The organism is Gloeomargarita sp. SRBZ-1_bins_9 (genome assembly GCA_039794565.1).
GTDB lineage: Bacteria > Cyanobacteriota > Cyanobacteriia > Gloeomargaritales > Gloeomargaritaceae > Gloeomargarita.
Map to the genome: position 1 here is coordinate 131587 of JAUQVX010000004.1, position 19479 is coordinate 151065.

The following is a 19479-nucleotide window of genomic DNA, read 5'->3' on the forward strand; positions in this document are numbered from 1 at the left end:
CTTGGCGCAGGTCTTTGTCACCGGGGCTACGGGGTTTGTGGGGGCGAATCTGGTGCGCCTGCTCCTGGCCCAAGGACATCGGGTGCGGGTCCTGGTGCGCCCCCAAAGTCACGCGGCCAGCCTGGAGGGTTTGCCGGTAGAGCAGGTCGTGGGAGACCTGTTCAGTCCTGAGCTGCCGGACTACCTGGCCGGATGTGAGGGGTTGTTCCATGTGGCGGCCCATTATTCCCTGTGGCGGCGGGACCGGGAGCTGCTCTACCGGGTGAATGTGCTGGGGACGCGGCAGGTGTTGGCAGCGGCGCGCCAGGCAGGGGTGCCCCGGGTGGTCTATACCAGTTCGGTGGCGGCCATGGGAGTGGGCAAACGGGGCGAAGTGGTGGACGAAACCCACCAAAGTCCAGTAGGGCAGCTGGTGGGCCACTACAAAAAGTCCAAGTACTGGGCGGAGCAGGAGGCCTTCCAGGCGGTGGCCCAAGGGCAAGACGTGGTAATTGTCAACCCAACCACCCCCATCGGCCCCTGGGACAGCAAACCCACCCCCACCGGTGAGATCATCCTGCGGTTTTTGCGCCGCCAGATGCCGGCCTATGTGAATACGGGGTTAAACTTCATTCCCGTGCAGGATGTGGCCTGGGGACATCTTTTGGCCTGGCAGAGGGGGCAAACCGGACGCCGTTACATCCTGGGACACACCAACTTGTCTTTGCGGGCGTTTTTCCAGCGATTGGCGCGGGTGACCGGTCTGCCTGCTCCCCGTTTTTCCATCCCCTTAGCAATTCCCCTGGCGGCGGCCTGGCTGGATGAAATGGTGCTGAGCCGTTTAGGGAAAACTCCCAGTTTGGCATTCGACAGCGTGCGCATGGCCGGGCAGACCATGTACTACGACTCCCGGCGGGCGATCCAGGAGCTGGGGTTGCCCCAGTCGGATTTGGACCAGGCGCTCCGGGAGGCGGTAAACTGGTTTCGGCAGCACGGTAAGGTGTGAGATGCCCAAAATCCTGGTGGCGGCCAGTGGCACGGGGGGGCATATTTTCCCGGCGTTGGCGGTGGCCCAGGCGTTGCCCCCGGATTGGCAAGTGGAGTGGTTGGGGGTGCCCGACCGCCTGGAGAACGAATGGGTACCGGCCCATTACCCCCTGCATCGGGTGCAACTGTCGGGTTGGCCCCAGGGATGGTCTTGGCAAACGGCGCGGGTGCTGGCAGAGTTGGCGCAGGCGACCTGGCAGGTCCGGCAATTGTTGCGCCAGGGGGGATTTGACCGGGTGTTCACTACAGGGGGTTACATTGCGGCACCAGCGATTGCGGCAGCTCGGTCCCTGGGGCTTCCCGTCATCCTCCATGAATCCAATGCCTTGCCCGGTAAGGTTACGCGCTGGCTGGGGCGCTGGTGTACGGTGGTGGCCTTGGGGTTCGCCCCCGCCCAAAAATATCTCCCCCATTGCCGGACGGTGGTGGTAGGAACCCCGGCCCGCCCCGATTTTTGGGCGACTCCCCCTGCGCCGGTGACCGCGGTGCCTCCGGAAGCGTTGGTGGTGCTGGTGACCGGTGGCAGCCAGGGAGCGGTGAGTTTGAACCGGGTGGTACGGGCCTGTGTCCCGGCGTGGCTGGAACGGGGCTGGTGGGTGGTGCACCAAACGGGGGACCAGGACCCGGAGCAAGGCCAGTGGCCGCACCCCCGTTATATAGAACGGGCGTTTTTCCCGGATATGGCGACCTGGATGGCGCGGGCGCAACTGGTGATAGCACGGGCCGGAGCTGGTACCCTAACGGAATTGGCGCTCCTGGGAAAACCGGCTATTCTGGTGCCTTACCCTTGGGCGGCCGATGACCATCAACGCCACAACGCCGCCATCTTTGCCCAGCAGGGGGCCGCCGTAGTCATCCCCCAAGCGGAACTGACGCCCGAGGTCCTTGCCCAGACGGTCGCCCAGTTGGCAGCGCAACCGGAACGGTTGGCCCGGATGAGCCAGCAGATGCGCCAGTTGGCCGTACCCGATAGCGCCCAACGGGTTACCCAACTGTTACGGACGTTGCAGGTTTAAAAATCGTCCTCCTCATCACCGCTCGGGTCAATCACTTCGCCGTTGAAAAAGTCGGCCAGGCGTTGGGCGGCTAAACGCACCTGGTCCGGGGGCACGGCGACTGAAGCGCTCGGCGGTGGTGATCCAGGGGAGTCAATGGCCGGTGGGGCGGGGGGAGCAACCGCAGGGGAACAGGGCGACGTCGGCGATGGTGGCGGGCTGACCAACCGTACCTGAACAGGTCGGTGCAACACCCGCTTGAAGGCCGCTTGCAGGTCCTTGAGTTTGCCCTCGGCGATTTTTAATAGGGGTTCAGGATGCACCGCCACCTGGGCCTGGGTGTCGTTCAGGGCCACCAGCCGCCCATTTTGCTCAAACAAGGCCCGGGTCGCCTTGAGCCGGATTCCCGCCACCACCTGAGACCAAAGAGCTGCCAGGTCAACCGTATCCCCAGAAGCGCTAGGGATCCCAGCGGAGGGTGTCCCTACTTTCTCCCCATCTGTGGCCGGTGGAGGGGATGGTTCCTTGGGGATTGCTGGGGCTGCCGCAGGGGGCATAACCGTCTTGGGCTGCTCGGGTTCGGCCATTTTGGGACGCAGGGGCACGACCTGGGAAGACTCCCCTTGCGGTAACCCTAGACCCTGGGCGCGCTGCCACCACCCCAGCAGGATCACCTCCAGCCACAAATGGGGTTGCGAGGTTTGCCGCAGTTGGGGTTCACTCTGGCGGAGATAGTCCTGGGCCTGCAACAGGGCTTCCACCCCCAGGCGTTGGCTCCAGTCCCGCAGAGCAGACCAGGTATCCCCCATCAGACTGGTCAAGTGGGCTTGTTCGGGCGCGGTGCAGGCAATCAGGGCATCCCGCACCAAGCCCACCAACTGCTGGTACAGGGGCAACGGTTCCCACCCCCGATCGATCAACGCCCGTCCCCGCTCCAGCACCGTCACCAGGTTGTCCCCGTAGATGGCCTGCATCAGGTCGAATAAATCCCGCTCCGGCACCCGTCCGGCCAACTGCCACACCTGTTCCGGCTGAATCGGTGGGGGCAACAGGCTCAACTGGTCCAGCAAACTCTCCGCATCCCGCATCCCCCCCTGGGCCAGTTGGGTCACCACCGCTAGGGCTGCCGGTGTAATGGCAATTCCTTCCCGCTCGGCAATCTGCTGTAAATGGGCTTGCATCTCCGCTGCGGGAATGCGCCGGAAATCAAAACGTTGACAGCGGGATAGGATGGTGGCCGGTACGCGCTGGGGGTCGGTGGTGGCCAGGACAAATACCACCCGTTCTGGGGGTTCCTCCAGGGTTTTGAGCAGGGCATTGAAGGCGGCCCCTGACAACATGTGGCATTCATCAATAATGAAAACCTTGTAGCGCGCTTGCAGGGGAGCCAGTTGCGCCCGGTCAATCATCTCCCGTACGTTGTCCACCCCCGTATGGCTGGCGGCGTCAATTTCGATGATGTCGAGGGCATTACCCTGGCTGATGGCCCGACAGAGGGCACACACCCCACAGGGTTCCGGCGTGGGGACATCGCTACCCAGGCAGTTGAGGGCCTTAGCCAAAATCCGGGCGGAGGAGGTTTTCCCGGTCCCCCTTGGTCCGCTGAACAGGTAGGCTGGGGCGATGCGACCCGTGCGCACAGCATTGGTCAGGGCGGTGCGAATCGCATCCTGACCCACCAATTGTGCAAAGGTTTGGGGGCGGTACTTCTGGTACAGGGGGATATACACGCCTCTTTACAGCCGACCCGCTACCTTCCAGTATCTCAAGGCCGGGATTCCGCGGACACCGGAACAGGGACAGGTTCCGCTACCGGTGTTGGCTGCAACCGGTGTCGCTGGTTAATCAAGGTGATGCTCACCAGCGTTAAAATCACGCCCACCCACTGCCACGTCGTGAGTTGTTCCCCCAGAAACAAAGCCCCAAAGGTTAAGGCAAACACCGGCGTTAGGAAAGTCAGCGCGCTGAGACTGGTGAGATTCCCCTTGGCCGCCAGATAGAAAAACAACCCATAGGAAGCCGCACTCCCCAACACGGTGGTGTAGGCCAGCCCCAGCCAATCCCAGCCGGTCAAGTGCTGCCAGACCGGTCCCTCCTGCATCACTGACAGCACCAACAGCGGTACACCCCCCAGCACCATGTGCCAGCCCGTCGCCACCAAGGGGTCCGCCCAACGACTCAACCAGCGCATCATCACCGTGCCCACGGCCATCGCCAACGCCGCCAGTAACATCCACCATTCCCCATGACCCCACCAGTTGACCCCCTGCAGCCATTCCTGGGGCGACAGGGCAATCAGGGCAATGCCCGTGACCCCCAACACTAACCCGATCCAACCCCACAGCCCAATCACCTCGCCATAGAGTAGCCAGGCCAGCAGGGCCACCGCCAAGGGCTGGGAATCAATCATCACCGAACCCAAACCCGCCTGGGTACGCGCCAAGCCGGTGACCAAAAACCCTTGAAACAGGGCGCCATCCACCAGAGCAAACAGGAGAATGCCTAGCCAAGCCAGCCATGTCCGGGGCTGAGGTCGCCCTAAAACTAGGGCTGCCGTTAGCACCAAAACCCCCGCCGGTATCAGCCGAAAGGCCCCCACAAACCACGGCCCCGTTTCCGGCAGCAGGGCCTTCATCACAATCATCGCCGTGCCCCAGAAGAAAAACGGACTGACCAACCCCAACAAACGCAGCATGGCCGTGAAGATCATTTACGGTTTGTTGGCTCTATGGTAACGCAATGTGAATTTTCGCAACGGGATGGAGTGGGGGAACGGGGAGTGCTATGCTGAGGGATCATGGCATCGGTTCTGGTGGGGGCCAGCCATCAGACGCAAGGGGGAAAGTCCGGTGCAAATCCGGCGCTGTCCCGCAACTGTGATGCCCATCCCCTAAGGATGGCTCAGTCAGGATGCCCGCCGATGCGTTTCACCAACCAGTCTGCGAGGTACGGACAATGGTGCGTTGGACAAGATTGCGTCTAGTATTAGCCGCCGCTGTGGGTTTGGGTCTGGTCCTGAGTCAGGCCTTGCCAGCCCAAGCAATGCATATTGCGGAAGGGTTTTTGCCAACCCGGTGGGTGCTGCTGTGGTGGCTGGTATTTTTGCCCTTTTTCCTAGTGGGGTTGCGTGCTTTAGGGCAGGTCACCCAGCGGGCGCCGGAAACCAAATTGCTGCTGGCGTTGGCCGGGGCGTTCACGTTTGTGCTGTCGGCGCTGAAGTTGCCTTCGGTGACTGGGAGTTGCTCTCACCCCACCGGCACGGGTTTGGGGGCGGTTCTGTTTGGCCCTGGCGTCATGACGGTGCTGGGTAGTTTGGTGCTGTTGTTTCAGGCTCTGTTGTTAGCCCATGGGGGGTTGACAACCCTGGGCGCTAATGGATTTTCCATGGCGGTGGTGGGGCCGTGGGTGGCCTATGCCGTTTTTTACTTGGTCTGGAAAGGGACGGGACGGCAAGGGATAGCGGTGTTTTTGGCCGCAGCCCTGGGGAATTTGGCGACGTACGTGGTGACGTCGATGCAACTGGCGCTGGCGTTTCCGGCAGAGGTGGGTGGATTTGGTGCAGCATTGGCCAAATTTGCCGCAATTTTTGCCGTGACCCAGATTCCTTTGGCCATTAGCGAGGGTTTTTTGACGGCCCTGGTATGGAATTGGCTGCAAACCTATGGCCGGGAAGAGCTGGCGGTGCTGCGGCTGGTGCCGGAGGAGGGGGCGTCATGAGTGGTTCTCCATCGGCTAAGTCGATGCCCTGGCGGGTCAATGGGTTACTGTTGCTGGGGGTCGTAGCCCTGACGGTTATGCCCCTGCTGCTGCGGCGCGACGCGGCGTTTGAGGGGGCCGATGCCCAAGCACCCCAGGCGGTCAAGGAACTGAGGCCTGATTACGAACCCTGGGTGCAACCGCTATTTGAGCCGGCCAGTGGTGAAATTGAATCCCTGTTGTTTGCGCTGCAGGCCGGGTTGGGGGCGGGGGTACTGGGCTACGTGCTCGGGCGATACCACGGTCGCAGCCAGAAGCAGCGCTAAGTGCATCATTACCTGGAGAGCTACGCCTACCGCAATGCCCTGCGGTCGGTGTCTCCCACAGCCAAGGCGGGGTTGGCCTTAGGGTTACTGGTGCTGGCGTTGGTGGCCCAACCCCTGACCCAGGGGATTATCGTCGTGTGGTTGGCGCGGTGGACTGTGAGTCATGCCCGAATTCCTTGGCGGGTGTATGGGGGATGGCTGGGGGTACTCGTGCTGTTTTGGCTGCTGAGCCTGCCGGCACTGGTGATTCAGGTGGTCCCTCCGCTGGTCGCCTTCCCCGTAGAGGATGTCTGGCTGGTTGTTGATGTGGGCGATTGGCAGGTCTTTCTCAGCCACCGGGGGGTTTACACCGCTTTGACCACAGGGTTACGCTCCCTGGCCTGTAGCAGTTGCTTACTCTTCCTGTTGTTTACCACCCCCTTTAGTGACCTGCTCCAGGTGCTGCGCTGCTGCCGGTTACCCCCCCTCCTGCTGGATGTGCTGCTATTGATGTATCGCTTGATCTTTCTCCTTTTGGGGGAGGTTGCCATAATGTACACAGCTCAACAGGCACGGGGGGGCTACCGGAACTGGCCTCAGGCATTGGTGAGTTTGGGGCTGCTAACCGGGCAACTGTGGCTGCGCACGCTACGCCGTTACGAACAACTGGCCCTGGGATTGGCGGCGCGGGGTTGGCAGGGCCATGGGCGCGTATCTTTACCAGTGACCTCGCACCTGCCCCGGCGGTATGTTGTCGAAGCCCTCGTAGGCGGGTTGGGACTCCTGGCACTCGAAGGGGTACTCCGCCAGTGAATACCGCGTTTCCTGAGAAAAGTCCGTATCAATTGCTACAGCAATCTCACAGGGTAGCACTGGATATTGGACTGGGTGAGAGGGAGGCCATGCACCTGACACCCCAGGAGAAGGACAAGTTGTTAATTTTTACGGCGGCCCTGGTGGCGGAGCGGCGCAAGCAACGGGGCCTCAAACTCAACTATCCTGAGGCGGTTGCCCTGATTACGGCAGCGATTCTGGAGGGGGCGCGGGAGGGGAAAACGGTAGCCCAACTTATGCACGAAGGCACCCAAATCCTAAAAAAATCCGAGGTCATGGAGGGGGTGGCCGAGATGATTCCGGAGGTGCAAGTGGAGGCCACCTTCCCCGATGGCACCAAACTGGTCACCGTTCACCAACCCATTCGCGATTAGTCCTATGATTCCTGGTGAAATCATTACCCCTGATGAGGAGATTGAACTCAATGCTGGTAAACCCACCCTCACCATTACCGTGTCCAACCGAGGCGACCGCCCCATCCAAGTGGGTTCCCACTATCACTTCTACGAAGTAAATGGCTTTCTGGAATTTGACCGGGAACCTACCAAAGGAATGCGGTTAGATATTCCTGCCGGAACGGCTATTCGTTTTGAACCCGGGGACACCAAGCAAGTTAGATTAATTCCCTACGGCGGCAGCCGGGAAGTCTACGGCTTCAACGCCCGGGTGGAGGGCAAGTTATGAGCTATCGCATGAGCCGCCGCGCCTATGCCCAAACCTACGGCCCTACCGTGGGTGACCGAGTTCGACTGGCGGATACCGAGCTATTTATCGAGGTGGAAAAAGACTTCACCCTCTACGGGGAAGAGGTGAAATTCGGTGGGGGCAAGGTCATCCGCGATGGCATGGGTCAGTCCCCCATTGCCCGGGGAGCAGGGGCCGTGGATACGGTGATCACCAACGCCCTCATCCTGGACTGGTGGGGTATTGTCAAAGCCGATGTGGGCATCAAAGACGGTAAGATTGCTGCCATTGGCAAAGCCGGCAATCCCTACACCCAGGATGGGGTGACGATCATTATTGGGCCGGGAACAGAAATTATTGCCGGTGAGGGCCTGATCCTGACGGCGGGGGGCATTGACACCCACATTCACTTTATTTGTCCCCAGCAGATCGAGGTGGCCTTGGCCGCGGGCGTCACCACCCTGATTGGCGGCGGCACCGGACCTGCCACCGGCACTTGCGCCACCACCTGCACACCCGGACCCTGGCATATTCATCGCATGCTCGAGGCCGCCGAGGGCTTTCCCGTCAACTTAGGTTTCTTGGGCAAGGGCAACAGCGCCAAACCGGAAGGCCTACGGGAGCAAATCCGCGCCGGCGCCATTGGTCTCAAGCTCCACGAAGACTGGGGAACGACACCAGCAGCCATTGATGTCTGTCTGAGTGTGGCCGAGGAATTCGACGTGCAGGTAGCTATCCATACCGATACTTTAAATGAATCCGGTTTTGTGGAGGACACCATTCGTGCCTTCAAAGGGCGAGTCATTCACACCTACCATACAGAGGGAGCCGGTGGTGGCCATGCCCCCGACATCATCAAAGTCTGCGGCGAGCCGAATGTTTTACCCTCCTCCACCAATCCCACCCGCCCCTACACCGTCAACACCCTAGAGGAGCACCTGGACATGTTGATGGTGTGCCATCACCTAGACCCCAATATTCCTGAAGACGTGGCCTTTGCCGAATCTCGCATCCGCCGGGAGACCATCGCCGCCGAAGACATCCTACACGACATGGGCGCCCTGAGCATACTTTCTTCCGACTCCCAGGCCATGGGGCGGGTGGGGGAGGTCATTATTCGCACCTGGCAGACGGCTCACAAGATGAAATGCCAGCGCGGCCCCCTACCCGAAGACGACAAGGCGGACAACTTTCGCGTGCGCCGCTACATCGCCAAATACACCATTAACCCTGCCATTGCCCATGGCATTGCCCGCTACGTAGGGTCGGTGGAGGTGGGCAAATTTGCCGACTTGTGTCTATGGAAACCTGCCTTTTTTGGTGTCAAACCAGAGATGGTGCTCAAGGCCGGTGCAATCGTTTGGAGCCAAATGGGAGATGCCAACGCCAGCATTCCCACGCCAGAGCCGATCCACATGCGCCCCATGTTTGCCAGCTTTGGTCGCTGCACCTACAGCACGTCTTTCACCTTCGTATCCAAAGTGGCCCTTGAGGAAGGCATCCCCCAGCAGTTGGGGTTGCAAAAGCGGGTATTGCCGGTGGAAAACATTCGCCGTCTCAGCAAGAAAGACCTCAAGCTCAACGATGCCCTTCCCCACATCGAAGTGGACCCAGAAACCTACATAGTGCGGGCCAATGGCGAGGTGCTCCTGTGTGAGCCGGCCCCGGTTTTACCCATGGCCCAACGCTACTTCCTGTTCTAGCTGCCACACCCGCGGCAGACAGGGGGGTCGCTGGGCGTACAGAGGGCGCAAAAGGTGCCACAGCGTGAGAAACCAGCGCCGACACTCCGCCGTGGAGGGTCCGCGATAGCGCCCCACCAGCCCCCCCATCAGTCGGGTCAACCCCATCTCACCAGTCCCCGGCGGCAAGGCAGCCCGTAGGCGCTCAATCAGCTCCGGACTCACCTCCTGGCCCACCAACCAAAACGTCCCCAAAACCGGTTGCCCCGCCAGACCATTGGGGCTGTCTAAAAACTCCGGTGTTCCCTGCAGAAACTGTCGGTCAATCCACAAAGGTTGACCCTGGCACCAGATTTCGGTGGCGTTGCGCCAGGTGCCTCCCCAGAAGCGTTCCCCCCGGGCCGTGCGGCCAAAGCGGTACATCTCCCAGCCACAACACCAAGCTCTAGGATGCAACTCAATCACCAGCGTCTGCTGCCAGTGCGCCTGGGCAAAAAGAATGGTCTCCTGGGGAAACAGCTCCAAAATTGCCTGGGACTCCACCTGCCAGTGACTGGAACTGACCTGGGGCAACTGTGGTGAAAGGCTGCGGTACACCTTGTTTGCCGTCGCCGTCGTTAGCAACAGTTTGGCTCCCGCCTGGAGATGGCCCCGGCAGACCAGCTCGTCACCCCCGACCATCCCTCCCCCCAACTGCAGGGTAACCGTATGGCACCATTCCGGACCCTCCGGGTAAAACGGGCGCTGGAGTTGCCAGGGCGTCGTCACATAGGCTGAAGCCAGCCGGGTCACACCTTCTTTCTGACACCAGGTAGCGACCAACTCCCCTCGCCAATGCCCCACCCCTAGCTCCGAAACAAACGACTGTACTGGGTTTCATGGTACATGCTGGCTAAGCCCAGCCCGACCGAGCAGCTGTAGAAAGGCGGTGTCGTTTCAGCCAAGAGCGCCTGGGTTTGCTGGTGGATGAGCCCATGCAGGCCAAACAGCAGCTTCTGGCCCTCCGTTGGACCTATGGGAATAGCGCGGACGCCGGCACTGACCAAGTTAGCAGCCCAGCTAAATAGGTAAGCTACCAGTGCCTCTGGCAGCGTCAGACCCCACTGATAGGCCGTCAGGGCAAAGGCCACCCCATAGTTACACGGCGTCAAAGCAACCGTGACCCAGTCAGGAAATAGCCCCATGTCTTGAAGTAATCGCAGCAGCGCCTGCCCCATTTGCCAACTCTGGTGGCGCAGTTCCTCGGTCTCCCGTTGAGCCGACAACCAGCGATTCCAGTAATCCAGTTGGGCATTATCCGCCTGGGCGATGGCCCCATATAACACCCGCAGCACCTGCCCCTCCACCTGCACCGCCCCATATTGCAACTCCTGGCGCAACCAGCGTTCTAGGTCAGCGCTACTGCGCAGCACACCCCGTTCCACTAGCCACTCAATCCCCTCCGAGTAGCTGTAGGCCCCCACCGGCAGCGCCGGGCTAGCCAACTGGAGCAGAGCCAGTAGCGACATCCCCCTCAATGGTGGTGATAGGCCCCCATCTCCGGATAGAAACACGCCATCTCCTCGGTGACGGTCAGCCCCATCTCCCGCAACAGGTCAGCCAAAACCCCATCTGCCGCTAGCCGTAGCCACTCTGGTGTGATTTGCAAAGGGACATGGCGATTCCCCAAATGGTAAGCGGCCCGCAGGAGCAATAGGGGTTGAGAAGCCCGCACCGTCAGGACCGGTTCAGGGCGCGCCGCCACTGTCAGCACCCAATCCCGCGCCGGTACATGCAGCACATCCTCATCCTGGAGCACCACCCCCCGCGGCAATTCCAAATACACCGTTTCCCCCTCAGACGTTTGCCAGGGCAAGAGACGTTTGCGCCGCTCCTCCGCCGTTAGGGAAAGGACCCCCGTAACTGGTCTTGCCGTTCCTTTGGCCAGTACGACCGCCGCGTAGGTAGCCATTTTGACAAATGCCATTGCCGCCCCCTCCTTACAGTGGCATTATAGGGCGTTGGGGGATGGAGAAGCGTGGCTGCTTTACATGTTGGCATTGCTGGTCCTGTGGGGTCAGGCAAAACCGCCCTAGTCGAAGCCCTCTGTAAATCCCTGCGGGAGCGCTACAGCATTGCCGTGGTCACCAACGACATCTACACCAAAGAGGACGCCCTGATACTCACCCGAGTCCAAGCCCTTAGCCCCGACCGCATTGAAGGGGTGGAAACAGGGGGCTGTCCCCACACGGCCATTCGGGATGACGTCTCCATCAACTTAGCGGCCATTCAGCGGCTGGAGCAACGGTTTCCCGACCTGGACCTGCTATTGGTCGAAAGCGGCGGCGACAACCTTTCGGCCACCTTTAGCCCGGAACTGGTAGACATCACCATCTTTGTCATTGACGTGGCCGCTGGCGACAAGATTCCCCGCAAAGGAGGTCCTGGCATCACCAAATCCGACCTGCTAGTGATCAACAAAATTGACCTGGCACCCTACGTGGGGGCTGATTTGGGGGTGATGGAGCGGGATGCCCGGCGCATGCGCGGTGATAAACCCTTCGTTTTCACCAACCTGAAAACCCGCGAAGGCTTGTCCCAGGTCATCGACTTTCTATCCCCCTTTCTCCCCTTGAAAGTTTCTACATCCTAGACCTGTTTTTGTATCGGTTGATACAGTTCCCATTAACTCTCTAGCCCATGATGAGCGATAGTCCAAAATTGCTTTGCTGATGCTAAAAATGCGTGAGGAGGCAGGCTATTCATGACAATGATGAAGCGTCGTCGCTTTTTGGTGTCCAGTTCCTTATTTGTGGGGACCAGTGTGTTGATCAAGGCCTGTGGAACTCCTGGAGGAACGGGTGCAGGGGACACGATTAAAGTGGGTGTTCTCCATTCCCTTAGCGGTACCATGGCCATTAGTGAAAAGAGTGTGGTGGATGCCGAATTGTTGGCTATTGAGGAAATCAATGCTGCTGGTGGTGTGCTGGGTAAAAAGATTGAGCCGGTGATCGAAGACGGCGCTTCTGACTGGCCCACCTTTGCCGAAAAAGCAAAAAAACTGATTGATCAAGACAAGGTGGCTACGGTCTTTGGCTGCTGGACGTCCGCCAGTCGTAAAGCGGTTTTACCAGTGTTTGAAGAGAAGCAACACATGCTCTGGTACCCCGTGCAGTATGAGGGGCAAGAGTGCTCCAAAAATATCTTCTACACGGGTGCGGCGCCTAACCAGCAAATTGAACCTTCAGTGGATTGGTTACTCCAAAATAAGGGCAAGGAGTTTTTCCTGATTGGTTCGGATTACGTTTTTCCCCGCACGGCCAATACCATCATCAAGGCCCAGTTGGCGGCCAAAGGGGGCAAGGTGGTGGGGGAAGATTACGTGCCTTTGGGGAGTACGGAGGTGGCACCCATCATTGCCAAAATCCGCGCTGCCTTGCCCAATGGGGGAGTTATTTACAACACGCTGAATGGGGATAGCAATGTGGCCTTCTTTAAGCAATTGAAGGGGGCAGGTCTGGGGCCCGATAAGTATCCTTCCATGTCGGTCAGTATCGCTGAGGAGGAAGTGAGGGCCATTGGGGTGGAGTTTCTCAAGGGGCATTACGCAGCCTGGAATTACTTCCAAACGGTGGATACGCCGGCGAGTAAGAAATTTGTAGAGTCTTTCAAGGCTAAATACGGAGCAGACCGGGTGGTCAATGACCCCATGGAGGCGGCTTACATCGCGGTTTATCTGTGGAAACAGGCGGTGGAAAAGGCAGGGACCTTTGAGGACCTGGAAAAGGTACGCCAGGCCGCCTATGGTTTGACTTTTGACGCCCCAGAGGGACAGGTGCGGATGAATAGCAATCATCACTTGTCCAAGTTTGTGCGGATTGGTCAGGTGCGGGATGATGGGTTGTTTGATATTGTGTTTGCCACGGATAAACCGGTAGACCCGGTGCCCTGGAACCAATACGTGGCTGAAACTAAAGGATTTGCCTGTGATTGGTCGGACCCGGCGAAAGGAGGGAAGTACCGCATCTGATGGAATTCCTAGACGCATTGGTCAATGGCATTGCGACGGGGGCTGTGCTTTTGCTGGCGGCTCTGGGGCTGGCGATCACCTTCGGCCTGATGGGGGTCATTAACATGGCCCAGGGGGAGCTGATGATGCTGGGGGCCTACACCACGTTTGTCATCCAGCAGGGGCTGCGGGGGTGGGAGGGTTATGTGTTGGTGGCGTTGGTGGGGGCTTTTGTGGTCACAGCCCTGTTTGGGTTGGCCCTGGAACGGGCGGTGATCCGTTTTCTCTACGACCGGCCGTTGGAAACGCTGCTGGCGACATGGGGAGTGAGCTTGATTCTGCAGCAGTTGGTGCGCAGTGTGAATTGGGCTTTGGTGGCGGGTGTGGGGGTTTTTGCCCTGCTGTTTTGGGGGGCGTTGGGGGTTTTACGCTGGCAGCGGCGATGCTTGCCGGTTTGGGGCCGGGGCCTGCTGGCTGCTTTGGCGGCGGGGATTGGTCTGACGACCATAGCGCTGGTGAGTCAACGGTTGGGGCTGGCGGCCCGTAAGCCGTGGTTTGGGGCGCAGAATGTGGATGTGACGGCGCCGGCTTGGTTGCGTACAGGATGGCGGTTGACGGAGACGCTGCAGATACCCTATACCCGTTTGTTCATCCTGGGGCTGGCGGTGGTGTGCTTGCTGGGGATGGGGTTGTTCCTGTACCGCTCACCTTGGGGGTTGCGCATCCGGGCGGTGACCCAGAATCGGGCGATGAGTGCCTGTTTGGGTATCAATACGGACGCGGTGGATGCCTTGACTTTTGCCCTGGGGTCGGGACTGGCGGGTATTGCCGGTTGTGGGGTCAGTTTTTTGGGGTCGGTGGGGCCAAATACGGGACAGAACTACATCGTGGATATGTTTATGGTGGTGGTGTTGGGGGGGGTGGGGAATTTGTGGGGGACGGTCCTGGCGGCGTTGGGGATTGGCACGCTCAATTACTTGCTGGGGTCGGGGAAGTTGGCGGCTTGGGTACAACCGGTTCCCGGACTGGCGGATTTCCTGGGGTTCTTTTCCACCACCAGCATGGCCAAGGTTTTGCTCTTTATCCTGATTGTTGCTTTTTTGCAATACCGTCCGGCGGGTTTATTCCCCCAAAAGGGCCGTATGGTGGAGAGCTAGGGCGATGGGCCAAAGGCAGCGGTTGTTGTGGCTGGAAATTGGGGTGGTTGTGGGCACGGCGCTGGCGCTGGTTTTTGTCATACCCCCTATTTTGGTGGGTCTGGGCCAGGGATTTCGGGTGAATCTGCTGGGGCGTTTTTTGGCGCTGGCGATTGCAGGCTTGGCTATTGATTTGATTTGGGGCTATACGGGGCTGTTGAGTTTGGGGCATGGGGTGTTTTTTGGGCTGGGGGGCTATGCTCTGGCAATGCATCTGAAGTTGCAATTTCCGCCGGATACACAGGTAAGACTGCCTTCGTTTATGCCCCTGTATGGTGTGACGGAGTTGCCCTGGTTGTGGCGGCCTTTTTTCTCGTTTCCTTTTACCTTGGTGGCAATTATTTTGGTGCCGGCGCTTTTGGGGGCGCTCATCGGCTATCTGATTTTTCGTAACCGGATCCGTGGGGTTTACTTTTCCATCCTGACCCAGGCGCTCACCATCATTTTCTTTAATTTTTTCAATGGTCAACAAAAATTACTCAATGGCACCAATGGGTTGACGGATTTTCAAACAATCTTTGGTTATCGGGTGAGCGACCCGCAAACTCAAGGGGTTTTCTATGGGCTGACGGTGTTGGCTTTGGCGGCTAGTTATGGTCTGTGCCGCTGGTTGACCAGTGGGCGATTTGGCTGTTTGCTGGTGGCGATTCGGGATGATGAACCTCGGGTCCGTATGCTGGGCTATAATCCTACTGTGGTGAAGGTTTTTGTTTTTGCAATTTCTGCGGCTTTGGCGGGTTTAGCGGGCGCTTTGTACACGCCACAAACGGGTATCATCTCGCCTAGGGTGATGGACATTGCTTTTTCTATCGAAATGGTGATTTGGGTGGCCGTTGGGGGACGGGCATCTTTGGTAGGAGCGGTGGTGGGGACGTTGGTAGTCAATTTTGCCAAGAGTCTTTTGAGTGAGAGTTTTCCCCAGGTCTGGTTGTTTTTCTTGGGGGGGTTGTTCCTGGCGGTGGTCCTGTTGTTGCCGGAGGGCATCGTGGGGTGGTTGCGGACCACCGGCTGGGAATGGTGGCAAAAAACTACGGGTCAACGGCGGTTGTCAACCTACCCCAAACTTGAGCTGGAGATGGACGCAGACTATGAACATCTTGGAGACCAAAGACCTAACGGTTAGTTTTGATGGCTTTCAGGCCCTAAATAGCTTGAACTTCCGCATGGCTGCTGGGGAGTTGCGGACGATTATTGGCCCTAATGGGGCTGGCAAAACTACCTTTTTGGATGTGATTACGGGTAAGGTGAAGCCCACAAGGGGGCGGGTATATTTCAAGGGCCAAGATATTACGGCCTACCCGGAGTTTGTGATCGCTCGACTGGGGATGGGGCGCAAGTTTCAAACTCCCCGCGTGTATCTCAAGTTGTCGGTGCGGGAGAATTTGGAGCTGGCCAGTAATCGCCGCAAGGGGCTGTGGCATACCTTACTGGGACGGCCCAAAAGTTCGGAAAAACGCGCGGTGAGTGAACTCTTGGCTTTTATTGGCTTGGCGAAAAAGCAACATTGGCCGGCCGGTTTACTGTCCCATGGGGAAAAACAGTGGCTGGAAATCGGTATGTTGGTGGCGCAATCGCCGGATTTGTTGCTGGTGGATGAACCAGTGGCCGGCCTGACGGATGAGGAAACGGAAAAAACGGGTAATTTACTGCTATCTCTGGCGGGGGAGCACTCGATTATCGTTATCGAACATGACATGGAGTTTGTGCGGCAAATTGCCCAGAAGGTGACGGTGCTGCACCAAGGGACTGTGTTGTGTGAAGGCACGATTGAGGAGATTCAAGCGAACCCGCAGGTGATCGCGGTTTACTTGGGAAGTCAGGAGCCAAACCATGCTGCGCATCACTAATTTGGATGTTTTCTACGGCGAGAGCCATATTCTGCGGCAGGTGGATTTGCAGGTGAAGCCGGGGGAAATGGTCTGCTTGATCGGCCGCAACGGGGTAGGTAAAACAACCCTGCTGAAAAGCATTATGGGTCTGTTGAGGCCGCGGCAGGGAGATATTCGGTTTGAGGAGCGCTCGCTGCTGCCGTTGCCCCCCTATGCACGGGCTCGCTTGGGCATCGGTTATGTGCCCCAGGGGCGCGAAATTCTGCCCCGTTTGACGGTGCGGGAAAATTTGTTGCTGGGGTTGGAGGCGCATCCAGAAATGGGGGCTAAGCGGGAACAGGCCCTGGCGGAGGTGTTTGCGCTTTTTCCGGTACTGGAGCGTATGCAGCACCGCTTAGGGGGAAATCTGAGTGGGGGTCAACAGCAACAGTTGGCCATTGCCAGGGCTTTGCTTGGCCGCCCGCGCTTACTTTTGCTGGATGAGCCGACGGAGGGGATTCAACCATCAATCGTTTTGGAAATTGAGGCCGCCGTTCGCCGCATTGTGCATTGCTGGGGTATTGGGGTGCTTCTGGTGGAGCAGCATCTGCACTTTGTGAAACAGGCCGACTTCTACTACGCCATGCAAAAGGGGGGGATCGTGGCTGCCGGCCCCACCAGTGAGTTAACAGCGGAGGTCATCCAGCGCTACCTGTCGGTGTAGGCAGGGCTCCGGGTGCGGGTGAGCTATGATGCCATCCATGGCAACTAACAACGCCCTAGAGGGATTGACGTTCCAGCAGGTGAGCTACACCTATCCCGGTGCGCTGGAACCGGCGGTTGTGGAACTGAATCTGACGATTCCGCAGGGCTACAAGACAGTGATTCTCGGGCGCAATGGCAGTGGCAAATCCACCGTACTGCTCCTGGCGGCCGGTCTCTATCGGGGCTATCGGGGGGTGATCACCTGGCGGGGGGAGCCATTGCAACACCATTGGTCCTGGCGACGACGGATTGGTTTGACGTTTCAGGACCCGGAGCACCAGTTGGTGGGGACGACTGTGGCCGAGGACATTGCCTATGGATTGAATAATTTGTCCCTGTCCCGGTCGGCCATGACCGAGCGTTTGACGCAAATTTTGCAGGATTTTGACTTGGTTTCCTTAGCGGATGTCCCCCTGCATGACCTGAGCCTGGGCCAAAAACGGCGGGTAGCCTTGGCGGGGGTGATGGCCTTGCAACCGGAGCTGCTCCTTTTGGATGAACCTACGACGTACCTGGACCTTCAACAAACCCAAGGGTTCCTGGGGCTGCTGCACCGGATTCACCAGCAAGGTACGACGTTGGTTATGGCCACCCACGATATAGACCTGGCCTACGCTTGGGCGGATTGGGTAGTGTGGCTAGAGGGGGGACGCCTGCGGGTCGCAGGTTGGGCTGACCACGTCTGGAGCTATAGGGAGTTGTTGAATGACCTGGGAACACCGACCTTACAAGCGGCCTGGCAAGCCCTACCGGCTAGCTGGCGTGGTCCTCACCCTGCCCCGAAAACCCTGGCGGCCTGGCAGACGTATTGGCACTGGTGGTTGAATGTAGATGGAGCTTAAAAATTGGTGTATCGAATGGTTTGTGTTGCGGCATTTGGAATTGCTATTGACCGGTCTAGGGCTATTGGTCATCCTGCTGATTGGCGGACTGGCGGCCCGGTTGGGGGCAGATGTCTGGGTGGTCACGGCGATAACGGCAACGGTAGTCGGGACCCTGCATGGCCTATTGTTTTGGCTGGTGCGACGGCGGCAACGACTAGTCCGGCAACAGGCCATCCGCCAAATACGGGAAATGCTCAAGGACCTGGTCAACAATCGGCTACAGGGCATCAAGATGCTGGTTTACTTGACTCAATCCCCCCATGCCACTCCCGACAAGATTGCGGCTCGTTTAGACCAGGTACAGGACCTAGTGAAAGACATTAGGGCCATCATTGACCATATTTCCGATGAATCCCTACAGCAGTGGCGGTCTTACTACCAAACTGTCGTTGACCATATCCAAACCCGCGGGGAATAGACCCAATCGGGGCACTAACGCAACGGTGCAAAACCGGCTTCTTTGATCAATCGCTGGCCCTCGTCGCTGAGAAACATATTGGCGTAGGCCACGCTGGCTTTTTCATCCAACGTGCCATCCCGTTTGATGATGAGAAAGAGCCGCCGGGTAATGGGATAGGTGCCGTTGGTCAGGGCCTCCAGATTGATCTCGCGACCATTGATGTCCGGGGCCACGTAAGGGCTGCCGGCTTCCTTGGCGATGGGGACAATGCGTACCATGCTCTGGTTGACCACTTCCGAAATCGTGGCATAGCCCACCCCACCGGGGGTTGCTCCGACTTTGCGCAGAGAATCGGTGGTGTCCCGGGGTTCGCGGACATTCGGCCCCAGCGCTGCTCCCCCCAACACCATTTCCTTAAAAAAGTCCACCGTCCCCCCCGCTTGCAAATTGCGGCTAAAGGGTACCACCGGCAGATTGGGACCGCCCACCTGTTGCCAATTGGTCACCCTGCCTGTGAAGATGTCCCGCACCTGGGCCACCGTAAGACCGGGGATTTGCACCTGGGGATGGACGTAGATGGCAATGGCGTCATTGGCAATGGGCACTTGTTCCAACCGAAAGCCCCGCCGTTGCGCTCGCTCGTATTCCTCATCCTTGAGAGGGCGGGACGACTGGGCAATAGAAAGCTGACCGTCAATGAGCATTTCAATGCCGGCTCCGGAACCCGGTTTGCCCCCCGGCGGTTCGACGTAGCGCAAGCGAAATTGGGGATGGGCCTGGTAAATCACCTGGTTGATCCGTTCTGACCGCAGGGGAGCAAACGTGGTCGAACCCCCGTAGTTAAAGGTGCCACTGGGAACATCCGGTACATCGGCAATGCGCGCAACGATGGTGATGCCCGCTGTTTGCGTTGCTGGTGCCACGGGAGCTGATGTCGCACCAAAGTCCGGTGATGATGCAGGCCCGCTAAGGTTGGGGTCTGGCGAAGACGTGACTGCTGCTGGCTTCTGCTGGACCATCCGACTGAGCAACCAAAATCCCCCACCCCCCAGAACCGCCACACCCACCAGCGTTGCCAGAATCGGCACCAGGGGCCATCCCTTTTTCAGCCGGTAGCCGCAAATCTCGCATTTGGCTGCCCCTATGGGATTCCGTTCATAGCCACACTGGGGGCATTTGACGTAGCTGTAATCGTTGTAGTCCTGGGTCATGTCCC

Annotated in this window: 22 protein-coding genes and 1 riboswitch; of the genes, 16 read left to right on the plus strand and 6 right to left on the minus strand. The window is 58.8% G+C overall.

Translation table 11 applies throughout. The annotated features are described in order from the left end of the window. Window position 1 precedes the first annotated feature (1 nt). Entirely contained in the window at window positions 2-985 is a 984-nt protein-coding gene (locus Q6L55_05930; GenBank protein ID MEN9258252.1) for an NAD-dependent epimerase/dehydratase family protein, read from the plus strand. A gap of 1 nt (window position 986) precedes the next feature. Next, on the plus strand, window positions 987-2042 hold the full coding sequence (murG, locus tag Q6L55_05935; GenBank protein ID MEN9258253.1) for an undecaprenyldiphospho-muramoylpentapeptide beta-N-acetylglucosaminyltransferase: 1056 nt from the start codon (window positions 987-989) through the stop codon (window positions 2040-2042). Here the strand turns inward: murG and Q6L55_05940 are convergent. Next, window positions 2039-3751: a DNA polymerase III subunit gamma/tau gene (locus Q6L55_05940; GenBank protein MEN9258254.1), complete on the minus strand. Its 1713-nt coding sequence runs from the start codon at window positions 3749-3751 to the stop codon at window positions 2039-2041. The genes murG and Q6L55_05940 overlap by 4 nt on opposite strands. Before the next feature lie 35 nt (window positions 3752-3786). Next, on the minus strand, window positions 3787-4716 hold the full coding sequence (locus Q6L55_05945) for a DMT family transporter (protein MEN9258255.1): 930 nt from the start codon (window positions 4714-4716) through the stop codon (window positions 3787-3789). A gap of 92 nt (window positions 4717-4808) precedes the next feature. Then, window positions 4809-4958: riboswitch (cobalamin riboswitch) on the plus strand. A gap of 105 nt (window positions 4959-5063) precedes the next feature. Here Q6L55_05945 and Q6L55_05950 point away from each other — a divergent pair. From Q6L55_05950 to ureC, 6 genes are all read left to right on the plus strand, one after another. Further along, complete coding sequence (locus tag Q6L55_05950; protein MEN9258256.1) at window positions 5064-5738, plus strand: energy-coupling factor ABC transporter permease; 675 nt, start codon at window positions 5064-5066, stop codon at window positions 5736-5738. 23 nt (window positions 5739-5761) lie between these two features. After that, the gene (locus Q6L55_05955) at window positions 5762-6043 is read left to right on the plus strand and encodes an energy-coupling factor ABC transporter substrate-binding protein (protein ID MEN9258257.1); all 282 of its coding nucleotides are present in this window, start codon (window positions 5762-5764) and stop codon (window positions 6041-6043) included. Continuing rightward, complete coding sequence (gene cbiQ / locus Q6L55_05960) at window positions 6044-6835, plus strand: cobalt ECF transporter T component CbiQ (protein ID MEN9258258.1); 792 nt, start codon at window positions 6044-6046, stop codon at window positions 6833-6835. Between the two features lie 89 nt (window positions 6836-6924). Beyond that, entirely contained in the window at window positions 6925-7230 is a 306-nt protein-coding gene (gene ureA / locus Q6L55_05965; GenBank protein MEN9258259.1) for an urease subunit gamma, read from the plus strand. Window positions 7231-7234: 4 nt separating this feature from the next. After that, entirely contained in the window at window positions 7235-7540 is a 306-nt protein-coding gene (locus Q6L55_05970; GenBank protein MEN9258260.1) for an urease subunit beta, read from the plus strand. Further along, the gene (ureC, locus tag Q6L55_05975; protein MEN9258261.1) at window positions 7537-9243 is read left to right on the plus strand and encodes an urease subunit alpha; all 1707 of its coding nucleotides are present in this window, start codon (window positions 7537-7539) and stop codon (window positions 9241-9243) included. Before Q6L55_05970 ends, ureC begins: the two co-directional genes overlap by 4 nt. Here ureC and Q6L55_05980 read toward each other — a convergent pair. Genes Q6L55_05980 through ureE form a run of 3 tightly spaced genes read right to left on the minus strand, consistent with a single transcriptional unit; the run spans window position 9211 to window position 11188 of the window. Beyond that, window positions 9211-10065 carry an urease accessory protein UreD gene (locus tag Q6L55_05980; protein ID MEN9258262.1) on the minus strand — a complete coding sequence of 285 codons (855 nt, stop codon included), beginning with the start codon at window positions 10063-10065 and terminating at the stop codon, window positions 9211-9213. The two genes, ureC and Q6L55_05980, sit on opposite strands and share 33 nt — an antisense overlap. A gap of 2 nt (window positions 10066-10067) precedes the next feature. Further along, the gene (locus Q6L55_05985; protein MEN9258263.1) at window positions 10068-10730 is read right to left on the minus strand and encodes an urease accessory protein UreF; all 663 of its coding nucleotides are present in this window, start codon (window positions 10728-10730) and stop codon (window positions 10068-10070) included. 5 nt (window positions 10731-10735) lie between these two features. Further along, entirely contained in the window at window positions 10736-11188 is a 453-nt protein-coding gene (ureE, locus tag Q6L55_05990; GenBank protein ID MEN9258264.1) for an urease accessory protein UreE, read from the minus strand. A gap of 51 nt (window positions 11189-11239) precedes the next feature. Here ureE and ureG point away from each other — a divergent pair, with 51 nt between their 5' ends. The 8 genes from ureG (at window position 11240) to Q6L55_06030 (ending at window position 18281) form a co-directional block, all read left to right on the plus strand. Further along, window positions 11240-11854 carry an urease accessory protein UreG gene (ureG, locus tag Q6L55_05995; GenBank protein ID MEN9258265.1) on the plus strand — a complete coding sequence of 205 codons (615 nt, stop codon included), beginning with the start codon at window positions 11240-11242 and terminating at the stop codon, window positions 11852-11854. 117 nt (window positions 11855-11971) lie between these two features. Continuing rightward, entirely contained in the window at window positions 11972-13231 is a 1260-nt protein-coding gene (gene urtA / locus Q6L55_06000; protein ID MEN9258266.1) for an urea ABC transporter substrate-binding protein, read from the plus strand. Beyond that, entirely contained in the window at window positions 13231-14367 is a 1137-nt protein-coding gene (locus Q6L55_06005) for a hypothetical protein (GenBank protein ID MEN9258267.1), read from the plus strand. The genes urtA and Q6L55_06005 overlap by 1 nt, the downstream gene beginning before the upstream one ends. 4 nt (window positions 14368-14371) lie before the next feature. Then, complete coding sequence (gene urtC / locus Q6L55_06010; GenBank protein ID MEN9258268.1) at window positions 14372-15529, plus strand: urea ABC transporter permease subunit UrtC; 1158 nt, start codon at window positions 14372-14374, stop codon at window positions 15527-15529. Next, a complete protein-coding gene (urtD, locus tag Q6L55_06015; GenBank protein MEN9258269.1) occupies window positions 15495-16253 on the plus strand; it encodes an urea ABC transporter ATP-binding protein UrtD in 759 nt (252 codons plus the stop codon). The genes urtC and urtD overlap by 35 nt, the downstream gene beginning before the upstream one ends. Further along, the gene (gene urtE, locus Q6L55_06020; GenBank protein MEN9258270.1) at window positions 16237-16938 is read left to right on the plus strand and encodes an urea ABC transporter ATP-binding subunit UrtE; all 702 of its coding nucleotides are present in this window, start codon (window positions 16237-16239) and stop codon (window positions 16936-16938) included. Before urtD ends, urtE begins: the two co-directional genes overlap by 17 nt. A 37-nt stretch (window positions 16939-16975) precedes the next feature. Continuing rightward, a complete protein-coding gene (locus tag Q6L55_06025; protein MEN9258271.1) occupies window positions 16976-17821 on the plus strand; it encodes an ABC transporter ATP-binding protein in 846 nt (281 codons plus the stop codon). Next, entirely contained in the window at window positions 17811-18281 is a 471-nt protein-coding gene (locus Q6L55_06030) for a hypothetical protein (protein ID MEN9258272.1), read from the plus strand. Before Q6L55_06025 ends, Q6L55_06030 begins: the two co-directional genes overlap by 11 nt. Window positions 18282-18295: 14 nt before the next feature. Here the strand turns inward: Q6L55_06030 and Q6L55_06035 are convergent, their stop codons facing one another. Next, window positions 18296-19474 carry a substrate-binding domain-containing protein gene (locus Q6L55_06035; protein MEN9258273.1) on the minus strand — a complete coding sequence of 393 codons (1179 nt, stop codon included), beginning with the start codon at window positions 19472-19474 and terminating at the stop codon, window positions 18296-18298. Window positions 19475-19479 lie beyond the last annotated feature (5 nt).